General features: G+C 75.6%; 11 protein-coding genes, 4 pseudogenes and 1 riboswitch. Of the genes and pseudogenes, 12 read left to right on the top strand and 3 right to left on the bottom strand.

Annotation, left to right across the window (positions count from 1 at the left end; translation table 11 throughout):
- The first annotated feature begins 2 nt into the window (after window positions 1-2).
- Window positions 3-2,573 (top strand): DNA helicase PcrA, encoded by a 2,571-nt coding sequence (pcrA, locus tag FKM96_RS04845; protein WP_147794282.1) that lies wholly within the window; start codon window positions 3-5, stop codon window positions 2,571-2,573.
- A gap of 85 nt (window positions 2,574-2,658) precedes the next feature.
- Window positions 2,659-3,324 carry an AIM24 family protein gene (locus FKM96_RS04840; RefSeq protein WP_147794281.1) on the top strand — a complete coding sequence of 222 codons (666 nt, stop codon included), beginning with the start codon at window positions 2,659-2,661 and terminating at the stop codon, window positions 3,322-3,324.
- A gap of 95 nt (window positions 3,325-3,419) precedes the next feature.
- On the opposite strand, the gene FKM96_RS04835 is transcribed toward FKM96_RS04840, so the two are convergent.
- Entirely contained in the window at window positions 3,420-3,983 is a 564-nt protein-coding gene (locus tag FKM96_RS04835; protein WP_147794280.1) for a Clp protease N-terminal domain-containing protein, read from the bottom strand.
- A gap of 59 nt (window positions 3,984-4,042) precedes the next feature.
- A complete protein-coding gene (locus tag FKM96_RS04830) occupies window positions 4,043-4,276 on the bottom strand; it encodes a helix-turn-helix domain-containing protein (protein WP_147794279.1) in 234 nt (77 codons plus the stop codon).
- A 176-nt stretch (window positions 4,277-4,452) separates the two neighbouring features.
- Between FKM96_RS04830 and sucC the strand changes: the two genes are divergently transcribed.
- From sucC to FKM96_RS04815, 3 genes are all read left to right on the top strand, one after another.
- Window positions 4,453-5,637: an ADP-forming succinate--CoA ligase subunit beta gene (sucC, locus tag FKM96_RS04825; protein WP_147794278.1), complete on the top strand. Its 1,185-nt coding sequence runs from the start codon at window positions 4,453-4,455 to the stop codon at window positions 5,635-5,637.
- A gap of 38 nt (window positions 5,638-5,675) precedes the next feature.
- Window positions 5,676-6,572: a succinate--CoA ligase subunit alpha gene (gene sucD / locus FKM96_RS04820; protein WP_147794277.1), complete on the top strand. Its 897-nt coding sequence runs from the start codon at window positions 5,676-5,678 to the stop codon at window positions 6,570-6,572.
- 163 nt (window positions 6,573-6,735) lie between these two features.
- Window positions 6,736-8,043 (top strand): DUF6350 family protein, encoded by a 1,308-nt coding sequence (locus FKM96_RS04815; RefSeq protein ID WP_246855204.1) that lies wholly within the window; start codon window positions 6,736-6,738, stop codon window positions 8,041-8,043.
- 7 nt (window positions 8,044-8,050) lie between these two features.
- Here FKM96_RS04815 and FKM96_RS20535 read toward each other — a convergent pair whose 3' ends face one another.
- The gene (locus tag FKM96_RS20535) at window positions 8,051-8,692 is read right to left on the bottom strand and encodes a hypothetical protein (RefSeq protein WP_168216819.1); all 642 of its coding nucleotides are present in this window, start codon (window positions 8,690-8,692) and stop codon (window positions 8,051-8,053) included.
- A 197-nt stretch (window positions 8,693-8,889) separates the two neighbouring features.
- Between FKM96_RS20535 and purN the strand changes: the two are divergent.
- From purN to FKM96_RS21805, 7 genes and pseudogenes are all read left to right on the top strand, one after another.
- Window positions 8,890-9,547, top strand: a pseudogene (gene purN / locus FKM96_RS04805) (phosphoribosylglycinamide formyltransferase).
- A 65-nt stretch (window positions 9,548-9,612) separates the two neighbouring features.
- Entirely contained in the window at window positions 9,613-9,843 is a 231-nt protein-coding gene (locus FKM96_RS04800) for a PLDc N-terminal domain-containing protein (protein ID WP_147794276.1), read from the top strand.
- 34 nt (window positions 9,844-9,877) lie between these two features.
- A riboswitch (ZMP/ZTP riboswitch) is annotated at window positions 9,878-9,969 on the top strand.
- 49 nt (window positions 9,970-10,018) lie between these two features.
- On the top strand, window positions 10,019-11,650 hold the full coding sequence (gene purH / locus FKM96_RS04795) for a bifunctional phosphoribosylaminoimidazolecarboxamide formyltransferase/IMP cyclohydrolase (protein ID WP_147794275.1): 1,632 nt from the start codon (window positions 10,019-10,021) through the stop codon (window positions 11,648-11,650).
- Between the two features lie 199 nt (window positions 11,651-11,849).
- A pseudogene (locus FKM96_RS22135) lies at window positions 11,850-12,209 on the top strand (hypothetical protein); the annotation flags it as partial.
- A gap of 82 nt (window positions 12,210-12,291) precedes the next feature.
- Window positions 12,292-14,526, top strand: a pseudogene (locus tag FKM96_RS04790) (DUF3372 domain-containing protein); the annotation flags it as partial.
- Window positions 14,527-14,671: 145 nt separating this feature from the next.
- Window positions 14,672-14,899: pseudogene (locus tag FKM96_RS22130) on the top strand (hypothetical protein); the annotation flags it as partial.
- Window positions 14,900-14,975: 76 nt separating this feature from the next.
- Window positions 14,976-15,617 carry an alpha-1,6-glucosidase domain-containing protein gene (locus FKM96_RS21805; RefSeq protein ID WP_371300524.1) on the top strand — a complete coding sequence of 214 codons (642 nt, stop codon included), beginning with the start codon at window positions 14,976-14,978 and terminating at the stop codon, window positions 15,615-15,617.
- Window position 15,618 lies beyond the last annotated feature (1 nt).

Below are 15,618 nucleotides of genomic sequence, written 5' to 3'. Positions count from 1 at the left end.
CCATGACGTCGCTCTTCGAGAACCTGCCGCTGCCCGGACTCGCCCTCTCCGACCTCGGTCGCCTGCCGGCCGCCGTGCCGCCGCGCGGTGACCTGCCCGGCGACGGTTCGGGCGCCGACGCGCCCCGGGACGGCGACGCGCCGCGCGACCGCGGCCGCGCACCGTCGATCGACGCGGACGCGCTGCTGGTCGGCCTGAACCCGCAGCAGCGCGCCGCCGTGCTGCACCACGGCGGCCCGCTGCTCATCGTCGCGGGCGCCGGTTCGGGCAAGACCCGGGTGCTCACGCACCGCATCGCGCACCTGCTGGCGACCCGCCAGGCGCGGGCCGGGGAGATCCTCGCGATCACCTTCACCAACAAGGCCGCCGCCGAGATGCGCGAGCGCGTGGCGTCCCTGGTCGGCCCGTCCGCCCGGATGATGTGGGTCTCCACGTTCCACTCGGCGTGCGTGCGGATCCTGCGCCGCGAGGCCACCACGCTCGGCCTGCGGCAGTCGTTCTCGATCTACGACTCCGCGGACTCGCAGCGGCTGCTGAGCCTCGTCGCGCGCGAGCTCGACCTGGACCCGAAGAAGTACCCGCCCAAGGCGCTGCAGTCCAAGATCTCCAACCTCAAGGACGAGCTGGTCGACCCCGACGCGTTCGCGGCCACCGCGGGCGGGTCCAACGACTTCGACCAGGCGCTCGCGCAGGTCTACACCCGCTACCAGCAGCGGCTGCGCCAGGCGAACGCCCTCGACTTCGACGACCTCATCATGACGACGGTCAACCTGCTGCAGGCGTTCCCGGCCGTCGCGGAGCACTACCGCCGCCGGTTCCGGCACGTGCTGGTCGACGAGTACCAGGACACCAACCACGCCCAGTACGTGCTCGTGCGCGAGCTCGCGGGCGTCGGCGCGGCCGACCCCGGCGCCGACGCCGCGGTCCCGCGCGGCGAGCTGACGGTCGTCGGCGACGCCGACCAGTCGATCTACGCGTTCCGCGGCGCCAGCATCCGCAACATCATGGAGTTCGAGGCCGACTACCCGGACGCCACGACCATCCTGCTCGAGCAGAACTACCGGTCGACGCAGACCATCCTGTCCGCCGCCAACGCGGTGATCAGCAAGAACCCCGGCCGCAAGCCCAAGCGGCTGTGGACGGACTCCGGCTCCGGGCCGAAGATCGTCGCCTACGTCGCCGACAACGAGCACGAGGAGGCGCGGTTCGTCGCGGAGGAGATCGACCGCCTCGGCGACTCCGACGGCGTCCGCCCCGGCGACGTCGCGATCTTCTACCGGGCCAACGCGCAGTCCCGCGCGCTGGAGGAGGTGCTGATCCGCGTCGGCCTGCCGTACAAGGTCGTCGGCGGCACCCGGTTCTACGAGCGGCGCGAGATCAAGGACGCCGTGGCGTACCTGCGCGCGATCGCCAACCCGGACGACGACGTCAACCTGCGCCGCATCCTCAACGTGCCCAAGCGCGGGCTGGGCGACCGGTCCGAGGCGATGGTCGCGGGCTACGCCGAGCGCGAGCGCGTGTCGTTCGGCACCGCGCTGGAGCGCCTGGAGGAGGTGCCCGGGCTCGGCACGCGCGCGATCACCGGGCTGCGCGCGTTCGCCGAGATGATGGCCGACCTGCGGGCGCTCACCGAGTCGGGGGCCGGCCCGGCCGAGATCCTGTCGGTCGTGCTCGACCGCAGCGGCTACCTGGCGGAGCTGCGCGCGAGCGAGGACCCGCAGGACCAGACCCGGGTCGAGAACCTCGCCGAGCTGCACGCCGTGGCCTCCGAGTTCGAGCAGTCCGACCCCGAGGGTGACCTCGCCGACTTCCTCGAGCGGGTGTCGCTGGTCGCCGACTCCGACCAGATCCCGTCCGACGACGGCGGCGACGACGAGGGGGGCGAGCCGAAGCCGGACCAGGGCGTCATCACGCTGATGACCCTGCACACGGCCAAGGGCCTGGAGTTCCCGGTCGTGTTCCTCACCGGCATGGAGGACGGCACGTTCCCGCACATGCGGTCGCTCGCCGACACCGACCAGCTCGCCGAGGAGCGCCGGCTGGCCTACGTGGGCCTGACCCGCGCGCGGCAGCGGCTCTACATCTCGCGCGCGGCGGTCCGGACCGCGTGGGGCGTGCCGAACGAGTTCCCGCCCAGCCGTTTCCTCGACGACCTGCCCGAGGACCTCATCGACTGGCGGCGGCGCGAGTCGTCCAACGACCGGCTGCGCGGGCCGGGCGGGTTCCTGGGCGGACGCTCGGGGTACGCCTCGGGCGGCGGCTACGGCGAGCGGTCGTCGTCGGGGTCCGGGTCCACGCAGAGCTGGAAGAAGAGCTCCGCGGCGTCCCGCGCGGGCGAGCCGCCCCGCAAGGCCCCCGGGTCGGGCGGCGCGACGTTCGGCTCGGCCACCCCGCGCCCGGACGCGGCCATCCCGACGCTGACCGTCGGGGACAAGGTCACGCACGACGCGTACGGGCTCGGCACGGTCGTCGCCGTCGAGGGCGGCGGGCCGAACGCGGTGGCCAAGGTCGACTTCGGCACCGAGGGCACCAAGCGGCTGCTGCTGCGGTACTCGCCGGTCACCAAGCTCTGACCGACGCGCGGGCGGACGGGTGATCCCCGCCGTCCGCGCGGCGGCCGCGACGCCACCACCTGCGCATCTCGGGCATGATCGGCGCATGCGCAGCCCGATCTTCGACCAGGCCAACGCCGAGGTGCAGACCGCCGAGCGGTTCGTCCTGCAGAGCACCAAGATGCTCAAGGTCACGCTCGGCCCCGACGTCCTCGCGGCGAAGGGCGCGATGGTCGCCCACCAGGGCCAGGTGCAGTTCCACCACGAGTCGTCCGGCTCGCTCGCCCGGTTCGTCAAGCGCGCGATGAGCGCCGACGACCAGCCGCTCATGCGGGTCTCGGGCCCCGGCGAGGTGTTCTTCGCGCGCGCCGCCGAGCACGTGTTCCTGCTCCAGCTCGAGGGTGACGCGATCAGCGTCGGCGGCTCCTCGCTGCTCGCGTTCGACGCCGCGCTGCAGTGGGACATGCACCGCACCAAGGGCGCCGGGATGATGACCGGTGGGTTCTGGAACACCCTGATCCAGGGGCACGGCACCGTCGCGCTGACCTCGCACGGCCAGCCGATGATCCTCGACTGCTCGCAGCAGCCGACGTTCGTCGACCCGAACGCGGCGGTGTGCTGGTCGGCGAACCTCACGCCCGGCGTGGTGTCGAGCATGAACGTCAGCTCGCTGCTGCGGGGCGGCACGGGGGAGGCGTTCCAGTACGCGTTCCACGGCCCGGGGTTCGTGGTCGTCCAGCCCTCCGAGGGCTACCCGGTCCCGACCGCCTGACCCGCGGCGCTCCCAGGGCGCCGCCTACGGCGTCCGGCCTGGCCCACGACGATCGTCGTGGGCGGGGCCGGACACCGTGGGCCGGGTGTCGTACGTCAGGCCGCCGCGGCGGCGGCCAGGCGGGCCGTCACGTCCGCCGCCAGGGCCGCCGGGTCGACGCCCGCGCGGCGGAGCAGCGCGTACCCGTCGGTGTCGGACAGCCGGACGACCGCGAGCAGCACGTGCCCGGCCTCGATCCGCTTGTGCCCGAGCCGGATCGCCTCGCGCAGCGCGACCTCGAGCGTCTTCTTGGCGTCCCGGGTGAACGGCACGTGCCCGGCCGCGATGCCGCGCCGCCCGCCCGACGCCGGCCGGCGCGCCCGGTCGGCCCGGTCCAGCGCGCCCGCCCCGAACACCGTGTCCGCGCGCCGGCGCACGGCGTCCAGGTCGATCCCCAGCGCCGCCAGCGCCGAGGCGTCGAGCCCGTCGCCGTCGAACGCGTCGAGCAGCGCGGCCCGGTCGGCGCCCTGCGCGGCGAGCGCCTCGGCCGCCGGATCGGGGACGGACGCGACCGCGACCACGAGGTGCGCGGGGGAGATGCGGGCGTCGCCCAGGTCGCGGGCGATCTCCTGTGACTGCACGACCGCGGCGCGGGCGCCGGCGGTGAACCTCTCGAACATCGTCGTCTCCTCTCGGGGGTGGCGGGACGCGCCGGGCGGCCCGGCCGCGCCGGCGGCCCTCAGGCCTTCCGGTGGTGCTTCTGGTGGACGGCCTGCCGGCTCACGCCGAGGGCGTCCGCGATGTCCTGCCAGGACCAGCCGAGCTCGCGGGCCCGGACGACCTGCAGGGTCTCCAGGCGGTCGGCGAGCACCCGCAGGGAGCGCACGGCGCGCAGCCCGGTGGCGGGGTCGTCGGCCGTCGCCGCGGCGAGCGCGCCGTCGGCGGAGTCGGTGGTGGGGTCGGTGCCGGTCATGTGTCAACTCTGCTTGACGCGCGGTCAGCGTGTCAAGGCACGTTGACGAAAACCGTGCGACCTGGGTCACATATCTCGACGTGGAGATAAACCCGGGGCCCCGGGCTACGATCGTCCGCGGCAGAGCAGCCAGATCCCACCCACGGGACCGCAGGGCGAGGGAAGGACCGCAGCAGGTGGACCTGTTCGAGTACCAGGCACGTGACATCTTCGAGCGGCACGGGGTACCCGTCCTGGGAGGGATCGTCGCGACGACGCCCTCCGAGGCGCGTGCGGCGGCCGAGACCCTGCTGGGCGCCGACGGCGCGACCGGCGTGGTGGTCGTCAAGGCGCAGGTGAAGACCGGTGGCCGCGGCAAGGCCGGCGGCGTCAAGATCGCCCGCTCCGCGGAGGAGGCCGAGCAGCGCGCCGGCGAGATCCTCGGCATGGACATCAAGGGCCACACCGTCCACCGCGTGATGATCGCCGCCGGCGCGAGCATCGCGAAGGAGTACTACTTCTCCCTCCTCCTCGACCGCGCCGAGCGGCAGTACCTCGCGATGGCGAGCGTCGAGGGCGGCATGGAGATCGAGCAGCTCGCGGTCGAGCGCCCCGAGGCGCTGGCGAAGGTCCCGGTCGACCCGCGGGTCGGCATCGACCAGGCGAAGGCCGACGAGATCGTCGCCGCCGCGGGCTTCGACGCCGAGGTGGGCCCGAAGGTCGCCGCGGTGCTGACGACGCTGTGGGACGTCTACCGCGAGGAGGACGCCACGCTCGTCGAGGTGAACCCGCTCGTGCTGACCGAGGCCGGCGACGTCGTCGCGCTCGACGGCAAGGTGACGCTGGACGGCAACGCCGACTTCCGGCACGAGGACCACGCGTCCCTCGAGGACGCGGCCGCGGCGGACCCGCTGGAGGGAAAGGCCAAGGAGAAGGGCCTCAACTACGTCAAGCTCGACGGCGAGGTCGGCGTGATCGGCAACGGCGCGGGGCTCGTCATGAGCACCCTCGACGTCGTCGCGTACGCCGGGCAGCAGCACGGCGGCGTGAAGCCGGCGAACTTCCTCGACATCGGCGGCGGCGCCTCGGCCGAGGTGATGGCCGCGGGGCTCGACATCATCCTGTCCGACCCGCAGGTCAAGTCGGTGTTCGTCAACGTGTTCGGCGGCATCACGGCGTGCGACGCGGTCGCCAACGGCATCGTCGCGGCGCTCGGCATCCTGGGCGACGAGGCCACGAAGCCGCTGGTCGTGCGCCTGGACGGCAACAACGTGCTCGAGGGCCGCCGGATCATCCGGGACGCGGCCCACCCGCTCGTCACGCTGGCCGAGACCATGGACGGGGGCGCCGCCGAGGCCGCCCGCCTGGCCGCCACCGCCTGACCGACCGCAGCGACGCGAGAGACGAGAGACAACCCACCATGGCGATCTTCCTGACCGCGGACTCCAAGGTCATCGTGCAGGGCATGACCGGGTCCGAAGGCAGCAAGCACACCACCCGCATGCTGGCGTCGGGCACCACCGTCGTCGGCGGCGTGAACCCGCGCAAGGCGGGCACCAGCGTCGAGTTCCCCCGCGGCGACGGCTCCGGCCTGACCGTGGCGATCCCGGTGTTCGGCTCGGTGGCCCAGGCCGTCGAGGCGACCAAGGCCGACGTGTCGGTCATCTTCGTGCCGCCGGCCTTCACCAAGGCCGCCGTCATCGAGGCCGTCGACGCCGGCGTGCCGCTGATCGTGATCATCACCGAGGGCGTCCCGGTCGCCGACACGGCCGAGTTCTTCGCCTACGCCCAGGCCAAGGGTGTCCGGCTGCTCGGCCCCAACTGCCCGGGTCTCATCAGCCCCGGGAAGTCGAACGTCGGCATCATCCCGTCGGACATCACCGGCCCCGGCCGGATCGGCCTGGTGTCGAAGTCCGGCACGCTGACCTACCAGATGATGTACGAGCTCCGGGACCTCGGGTTCTCGACGGCCGTCGGCATCGGCGGCGACCCGATCATCGGCACGACGCACATCGACGCGCTCGCCGCGTTCGAGGCCGACCCCGAGACCGACCTCATCGTGATGATCGGCGAGATCGGCGGCGACGCCGAGGAGCGGGCCGCGGCGTACATCACCGAGCACGTGACCAAGCCGGTCGTCGGCTACGTCGCGGGCTTCACCGCCCCCGAGGGCAAGACGATGGGCCACGCCGGCGCGATCGTGTCCGGCTCGGCCGGCACCGCGCAGGCCAAGAAGGAGGCCCTCGAGGCCGCCGGGGTGAAGGTCGGCACGACGCCGACCGAGACGGCCGAGCTGGCGCGCGCGCTGCTCAGCTGACCTACGCACGCACGACGGGCGCCGTACCCCCCCCGGGGTGCGGCGCCCGTCGGCGTCCCCGGACCGTCCCGCCCGCCGGCGCGCCGCGGCGTGGGGCACGCCACCCCGCGGCGCGCCGGGCCGGTTCGGCCGCCCGGCGCCGTCCGGCGGGGACCATGGACCGGTGAGCAACGCGCCCGGCACCCGCCCCGACGGACGCGGCTCCGGCGCGCCCGGCGGCCGGCCGCGGCGCCGGGTGGTCGACGACGCCGCCCCGCCGCGGTTCTTCGTGAGCGACCTCGACGGCGCCCCGCGCTGGGTCGGCGGCATGCTGGCCGGCCTGCAGGCGGCGCTGCTGTCTCTGCTCGTGGTCGTGCTGCCGGCGATCGCCGCCTACGTCGCCACCTCGGCGGCGCCGGCGACGACCGGGATCCCGTGGACCCGCGCCGTCGAGGTGGCCGCCGGGCTGTGGCTGCTCGCGCACGGCGTCCCGCTGACCGACGCCCCGTCCGTGACGCTCGTGCCGCTGGGCCTGACCGCGCTCGCCGTGTTCGGCTGCTACGCCTCCGCGCGCCGGTCCGGGTACGCCACCCGCTCCGCGTTCGGGGCCGGCGTCGGTGCGTACGTCGGGGTGGTCCTCGTGGTCGGCCTCGCCACGGGGGTGCCGCTGCTGCACGTCGGGGTCGGCCTGCTCGGCGCGGCGGTCGTCGCGGCGACCGGGCTCGGCGCGGGGCTGCTCCGGCGCCCGGAGGCGCCGCGGTTCCGGGACGTCGTGCAGCCGGTGCGCGCGCGGCTGCCCGAGCCCGTCGCGCACGGCGTCGCCGCCGGGACGACCGCGCTCGCGACGCTGGTGCTGCTGGCGGCCGTGCTCGCGACCCTGTGGGTCCTGACGGGCCGGAGCGCGGTGGCGGAGGTGGTCGGCAGCCTGCGGCTCGACGCGGTGGGCGGCATCGTGCTCGCCGTGGCGCAGCTCGCGTACGCGCCGACCCTCGTGCTGTGGGCGCTGGCCTGGCTCGTGGGACCGGGGTTCGCGGTCGGCACGGGCACGTCGTTCGCCGTCGGCGGGGTGCAGGCCGGGGCGCTGCCGGCGGTGCCGCTGCTGGGCGCGCTGCCCGCGCCGGACGTGGTGGGCGGCGTCCTGGTGGCGGTCCCGGTCGTCACGCTGCTGGCCGGCGCCGCGGCCGCGCTCGTGCTGCGCCGCCGGCTGGTCACCGAGCGCGCGCTCGACGCCCCGGTCGCCGGCCTGGTGTCCGCCGCGACCGCCGGGCTCGGCGCGCTGGTGCTCGCGGCGCTCGCGCGCGGGGGGATCGGTCCGGGGCGGATGACGGAGCTGGGCCCGGAGCCGGCGCTCGTGGCGCTGGCGGTCGCCGCAGGGGTCGCCGTCGGGGCGCTGGTGGTGCTGCTGCCGGGCGACCGGCACGTGCGCGCGGCGGTCGCCCGGGCGGCGCGCCGGGCGTGGGCCGGGGTGACGGGGTCGGGGCGAAAGGGCTGAGCCCGGCTCAGCCGCGCCCGCCGGTCAGGCGGTTCGTCAGGTCGCCCACCGCGTCGTCGTAGGCGCGCTCGCACGCCGCCTCCGCCGACCGCGTCAGCGCGCCCTGCAGGCACGCCTGCCGGTCGGCGTCGACCCGCCAGGTCGCGAGCGAGCCCAGCGAGCCGACGAGCACGAGCCCCGTCATCAGCAGCCCGGCGACCAGCATGGCGCCCACGCCGCCGCGCAGCCCCGAGCGGACCACGGCGAGCAGCGCGCGGACGCCGGTGACGACGGCGCCGACCAGGAACACGATCGAGGCGAACCGCCACGGCAGCGGCAGCAGGGTGACCGCGACGCCCGCGAGCAGCCACACGCCGAAGTGCCGCACGAGCCGCCCGACGCGGGCGAGCGCCTCGGGCGACGGCGGCGGGGCGGCCGGGCCCGGGTGGGGGCGCGGCGGGTGCGGCCCCGGGGCGGGGTGCGGCGGCAGCGGATGGCCGGGGCCGGACGGGCCGGGGCCGGGTCCGGTGGGGCCGACGGGGCCCGGGCCGGTCGGGTCGCCGGGGTCCGTCGGGTCGCCGCCCGCCGTGCGCCCGGGGCCGCCCGCGGCACCCCCGCGGCCGTCCGCGGCGGCGCGGTCGGACGAGGGCGGGGCGTACGGGTTGCTCACGCGGGCCATTCTCGCGCACCACCCGCGCGCGGCCGCACCCGGACCCGCTCGCCGAGATGGCAACTCTCGGCTGTCGGTGAGCGGCTCGGCGCAGCCGAGAGTTGCCATCTCGGCGGAGGTGGGGGGCAGGCAGGCGAGCGGGCAGGTCGGTGGAGGTGTGCCCAGGCGGTCGGGGCGCGCGGTTAGGGTGTGCGGTCATGGCCGCCCCCACCCCCAGCACCCCCGACGCGCCCCGACCCGCCACCCGCGCCGCCGGCCGGCTCGTCGTGCTGGTGTCCGGCGGCGGGACCAACCTCGCGGCGCTGCTCGCGGCGCACGACGACCCCGCCTACCCGGGCCGCGTGGTCGGCGTCGTGGCCGACCGCGCGTCCGCCGGCGGCCTGGACCTCGCGCGCGCCGCGGGCGTGCCGACCGCCGTCGTGGCGCCCGGCGACTTCGACGACCGCGCCGCCTGGGACCGCGCGCTCGCGGAGGCGATCGCGGTGTTCCGGCCCGACCTCGTCGTGTCGGCCGGGTTCATGCGGATCCTCGGCGGCGCCGTTCTCGACCGGTGGCCCGCCCGGGTCGTCAACACGCACCCGGCGCTGCTGCCCGCGTTCCCCGGCGCGCACGCCGTCCGGGACGCGCTCGCGTTCGGCGCGAAGGTCACCGGCTGCACGCTGCACGTCGTCGACGCCGGGGTGGACACCGGCCCGGTCGTGGCGCAGGTCGCGGTGCCGGTCGAGCCCCGGCGACGACGAGGCCGCGCTGCACGAGCGGATCAAGGTCGCGGAGCGCCGCCTGCTCGTCGAGTGGGTGGGCCGGATCGTCGCGGGCGGGCTGACCGTCGACGGCCGGACCGTCACCGTCGGGTAGGGCCGCACCCGGTGCGGGACCTCCGGCCCCTGCCGCGTGGCGAGGCGCCCGCGTAGCGTCGGGCCATGGGACACGCACGCGCGGGGAAGCACTGGTCCGAGCTCAGCACGCGCCGCAAGATCGGCACGGTCGTCCTCACCGCGGCGCAGCTCGCGCTGACGGCCGCGGCCTACCGCGACCTGGCGAAGCGGCCGCCGGCGCAGGTCAACGGCCCGAAGGCCGCGTGGGGCCTCGCGATCCTGGTGAACTGGGTCGGCCCGATCGCCTACTTCGCCAAGGGCCGCCGGACGGACTGAGCCGCCGACGCCGGCGGCGCGGTCGGCTAGGCTCGTCCCCGGTCGTGACTGGCGTCGAGGTGGAACTGACCACCAGGGAGCGGCCGAGGCAGTCCCGCCGATGCACCGTCCGCCTGGGTGCGCAGGTCCCGAGCGGCACCCCCGTGGTGCCCGACCGACCACACGGAGGACCGCCATGTCCCACGCCCTGCCGCCCGTCGAGCCCGTCGCCGACCCGACCGCCGGCGGCACCCGCCGCCCGGTGCGCCGCGCGCTGCTGTCCGTCTACGACAAGTCCGGCCTGGTCGAGCTCGCGACCGCCCTGCACGCCGCGGGCGTCGAGCTCGTGTCCACCGGGTCGACCGCCGGCACGATCGCGTCCGCCGGCGTGCCGGTGACCCGGGTCGAGGAGCTGACCGGCTTCCCCGAGTGCCTGGACGGCCGCGTGAAGACGCTGCACCCGCGCGTGCACGCCGGCATCCTCGCCGACACCCGTCGCCCGGAGCACCTGGCGCAGCTCGACGAGCTGGGCGTCGCACCGTTCGAGCTGGTCGTCGTGAACCTGTACCCGTTCACGGAGACCGTCGACTCGGGCGCGACCCCCGACGAGTGCGTCGAGCAGATCGACATCGGCGGCCCGTCGATGGTCCGCGCCGCGGCGAAGAACCACCCGAGCGTCGCGGTCGTCGTGGACCCCGCCCGGTACGACGAGGTCGTCGCCGCGGTGCAGGGCGGCGGCTTCACGCTGGCCGAGCGCACCCGGCTCGCCGCGCAGGCGTTCGTGCACACGGCCACCTACGACGTCGCGGTGGCGTCCTGGATGGGCAACGTCGCCACCACGACCGACGAGGTCGACGGCGTGAGCACCGGCTTCCCGGCCTGGGTCGGCGCGACCTGGGACCGCGCGGACGTGCTGCGCTACGGCGAGAACCCGCACCAGCGCGCCGCCGTCTACACCTCCGGGTACGGCGCGGCCGGGCTCGCGCAGGCGCAGCAGCTGCACGGCAAGGCGATGTCGTACAACAACTACGTCGACGCGGACGCGGCCTGGCGCGCGGCGCACGACCACGACGGCCCGGCGGTCGCGATCATCAAGCACGCCAACCCGTGCGGCATCGCGGTCGGCGCGGACATCGCGGACGCGCACGCGAAGGCGCACGCCTGCGACCCGGTCTCGGCGTTCGGCGGCGTGATCGCGGCCAACCGCACGGTGACCCGCGCGGCGGCGGAGCAGATCGCCGAGGTGTTCACCGAGGTCGTCGTCGCGCCGGCGTACGAGCCCGAGGCGCTCGAGGTGCTGAGCCGGAAGAAGAACATCCGGCTGCTCGTGGTCGAGGGCGCGCCGTCCGCGGGCGTCGAGCTCCGGCCGATCAGCGGCGGGCTGCTCATGCAGCAGGTCGACCGCATCGACGCGGAGGGCGACGACCCGACGACGTGGACGCTCGCCGCGGGGGAGGCCGCCGACCCCGCCACGCTCGCGGACCTGGCGTTCGCGTGGCGCGCGGTGCGGGCCGTGAAGTCGAACGCGATCCTGCTGGCGGACGGCGGCGCGTCGGTCGGCGTGGGCATGGGCCAGGTCAACCGGGTCGACTCGTGCCGGCTCGCGGTCGAGCGGGCGAACGCGGGCGACGCCGAGCGGGCGCGTGGCGCGGTCGCGGCCTCGGACGCGTTCTTCCCGTTCGCCGACGGGCTCCAGGTGCTCCTGGACGCCGGCGTGCGCGCGGTCGTGCAGCCGGGCGGCTCGGTCCGGGACGAGGAGGTCGTCGCGGCGGCGGCCGCGGCGGGCGTGACCCTCTACCTGACGGGCACGCGCCACTTCGCCCACTGACGCGGGGCGGTCCCGCACGAGGCCTCCGGTCTCCGGCCACGCCTCCCGGAGATCTCGGGGGGTCGCGCCGGAGGGCGTAGGCCTCGTGCCGTCGCGGGCGCAGCCGGCACCTGCAAGTCGTTGCCGCACCTTTCTGCAAGCGGATACAGTCGCAGGTAGCCGCGCTGCTGACGCTCACCCCCGACGATGGAGTCCTGTGATGACGCACGCCCGTAGGCGCCCTTCCGTGGTGCCCCGGACCCCCCTCGAACACCGCGGCGCCCGCCGCGTCCTCGCCCTGCTGGCCGCCGGGGCGCTGCTGGTCTCCGGCGCCGCGACCGCCGGCGCGGACGACCCCGCCGACGCCGACGGTCCCGCAGCCGCCGACCCGGCCGCCGCGTTCACGTCCGTCTCGGTGCCGGGCAGCCACAACACCGCGATGGGCTGCACCGGCGACTGGCAGCCCGACTGCGACGGCGCCCAGCTCGCCGAGCGCCCCGACGGCGTCTGGGAGGGCACGTTCGCGCTGCCGCCGGGCGACTACGAGTACAAGGTCGCCCTCGACGGGACCTGGGACGTGGCCTACGGCGCGGGCGGCGTCGTGGGCGGCGCGAACGTGGCGTACACGGTGCCCCGGCGACCCGGGAGGCGCGCCCGTCGACGTGACGTTCTACTGGGACCCGGTGTCCGGCGACTTCCAGAACACGGCCCAGGGGCCGGTCGTCACGCTGCCCGGGTCGTACCAGGCCGCGGTCGGCTGCCCCGGCGACTGGGCCCCCGACTGCCTGGCCACGTGGGCCAGGGACTCGGACGGCGACGGCGTGTACGAGTGGTCGACGACGCAGATCCCGGCAGGCTCGTACCAGGTCAAGGTCGCCCACGGGATGTCGTGGGACGTCAACTACGGCCAGGGAGGCGCGGTGGGCGGCGACAACTACACGTTCGCGACGTCCGACGGCGAGCAGGTGTCGTTCGCGTACGACGTCGCGACGCACCTGCTGGAGATCACCGTCGAGAACCCGCCGCTCACCGGCGTCGGGCAGCAGCGGGCGCACTGGGTGCGCGCCGACCTGCTCGCCTGGCCGCGCGACCTGCTCGGCGGCGCCGACCCGGCGGACCTGACCTGGGCGCTGCACCACGCGCCCGAGGGCGGGATCGGCGTGACCGACGGCGCGGTGACCGGGCCCGCGGGGACCGGCGAGGTCCCGCTGACCTACGACGCCGCGGGGCTGCCCGCGGACGTGCGCGCCGACGTCCCGGCGCTCGCGGGCGCCGTGGCGCTGCGCCTCGACCCGGGTACCGACGCCGCGGCGCTCCTCCCCGGCGAGGTCCAGGTCTCCCAGGCAGACGCGGACGGGCTGACCGCCCTCACCGGCGTCCAGGTCCCGGGCGTGCTCGACGACCTGTACGCCTCGGCCGCCGACGCGGACCTCGGGATCACCTGGTCCGGCGGCGCCCCGACGTTCCGGCTCTGGGCACCGACCGCGCAGGACGTCACGCTGCTGACCTGGGCGCCCGGCGCGGACCTCGCGGCCGCCCCGACCCGCGTCGCGACCACCCGCGCGGCGGACGGCACCTGGTCCGTGACCGGCGACGCCACCTGGGCCGGCGCCCGCTACCGGTACGAGGTCGAGGTGTACGTCCCGTCGACCGGCCGGGTCGAGACGAACGTCGTCACCGACCCGTACGCCGTCGCCCTGACGCTCAACTCGTCGCACGCCGTCGCGGTCGACCTGGCCGACCCGGCGTACCGCCCGGCGCTGTGGGCCGACACGGCCCAGCCGGTCGCCGAGCGGGCCGTGGACCACACGATCTACGAGCTGCACGTGCGCGACTTCTCGATCGCCGACCCGACCGTGCCCGAGGCCGAGCGCGGCACCTACCTGGCGTTCGCCCGGGACTCGGACGGCACCGCGCGGCTGCGCGAGCTCGCCGACGCGGGGCTGACCACGGTGCACCTGCTGCCGACGTTCGACATCGCGTCGATCGAGGAGGACCGGGACGCCCAGGCGGTCACCGGCGACCTGACCGGATTCGGCCCGGCGGGTACGGAGCAGCAGGCCGCCGTCGGCGCGATCCGCGAGCGCGACGGCTTCAACTGGGGCTACGACCCGTGGCACTTCACCGCGCCCGAGGGCTCGTACGCCACCGACCCGGACGGCGGCGCCCGGGTCGCCGAGTTCCGCACGATGGTCGGCGCCCTGCACGACATGGGGCTGGGCGTCGTCCTCGACCAGGTGTTCAACCACACCGCGGCGAGCGGCCAGGACGCCAAGTCGGTGCTGGACCGGGTCGTGCCCGGGTACTACCACCGGCTCGACGGCACCGGCCAGGTGCAGACCAGCACCTGCTGCCAGAACGTCGCGACCGAGCACGCCATGGCCGAGAAGCTCATGGTCGACTCGGTGGTCACCTGGGCCCGCGACTACAAGGTCGACGGCTTCCGGTTCGACCTCATGGGCCACCACTCGAGGGAGAACATGCTGGCCGTGCGGGCGGCGCTGGACGCGCTGACCGTCGAGGCGGACGGCGTCGACGGCTCGGCGGTGTACCTGTACGGCGAGGGCTGGGACTTCGGCGAGGTCGCCGGCAACGCGCTGTTCGAGCAGGCCACGCAGGGGCAGCTCGGCGGCACCGGGATCGGCACGTTCTCCGACCGGCTCCGCGACGCGGTGCACGGCGGGTCGCCGGTCGAGGGCTCGTCGATGTTCACGCAGGGCTTCGGCACCGGCCTGGCGACCGACCCGAACGGGCAGCAGGCCCAGCTCGGCGACGCGGCCTCGGTGAACACCGGCTCGGCCGCCGAGTTCGAGGACCTCGGCCTCGCGACCGACGTGGTCCGGCTCGGGCTGGCCGGCAACCTGCGCGACTACGTGCTCACGACGCACACCGGGGAGGTGCTGCGCGGCGACCAGATCGACTACCGCGGGGCGCCCGCCGGGTACGCGGACCTCGCCCGAGGAGGTGGTCAGCTACGTCGACGCGCACGACAACGAGACGCTGTTCGACCTGCTGACGATCAAGCTGCCGCAGGCCACCTCGATGGACGACCGGGTGCGGATGAACACGCTGTCGCAGGCCACGGCGGCCCTGTCCCAGACGGTGTCGTTCTGGCACGCGGGCACGGACCAGCTGCGGTCCAAGTCGCTCGACCGGGACAGCTACGACTCCGGCGACTGGTTCAACGCGATCGACTGGACGGGCCAGGACAACGGCTTCGGCCGCGGCCTGCCGGGCGCGTGGGCGAACGCGGAGAAGTGGCCGCAGATGACGCCGCTGCTGCAGGACGCCGCGCTGAAGCCGACCGCGGCGCACATCGCCACCGCCCCGCGCGGCGGCGGACGACCTGCTGCGGCTGCGGTTCTCCACCCCGCTGTTCCGGCTCGGCGACGCCGACCTGATCCGGCAGAAGCTCACGTTCCCCGACGCGGGGGCGGACGCCACCCCGGGCGTGATCGTCATGCACGTGGACGACACGGTCGGCCCCGACGTCGACGCAGACCTCGACGGGCTGCTCGTGGTGTTCAACGCGTCCCCGGACGCCGTGACCCAGGAGCTCCCGGCGCTGGCCGGCGCGGCCTACGCGCTGTCGCCGGTGCAGGCCGCGGGCGGCGACGACGTGGTGCGGACGACCACCTGGGACGCGGCGAGCGGGACCGTGACGGTGCCCGCGCGGACCGTGGCGGTGCTGGTCCGGGCCGCCGACGGCGCCGCCCCCCTCGACCCGGGCCCGGGCGCGCCCGGCACCCCGGGCGGTGGCGACCCGGCCGGCACCCCCGGCGGCACCCCGGACGGCGACCCCGCGGCCTCCGGCCCGGGTGCCGGCGGCGGCGGGCCCCTGGCCGTCACGGGCGCGCAGCTGCTGCTCGGCCTGCTCGCGGCGCTCGCCGCGGGCGGCGGCGGCACCTGGCTGGTGCGGGCCCGCGCCCGGGCCGCCGCGGTGGCCGCGGTGGCCGCGCGCGAGGGGGTGGCCGACCGTCTGCCATGAT

The sequence above is a fragment of the Cellulomonas sp. Y8 genome (assembly GCF_008033115.1).
GTDB lineage: Bacteria > Actinomycetota > Actinomycetes > Actinomycetales > Cellulomonadaceae > Cellulomonas.
The sequence above is the reverse complement of the archived record's forward strand: the minus strand, read 5'-3'. Positions and strand labels throughout refer to the sequence as shown.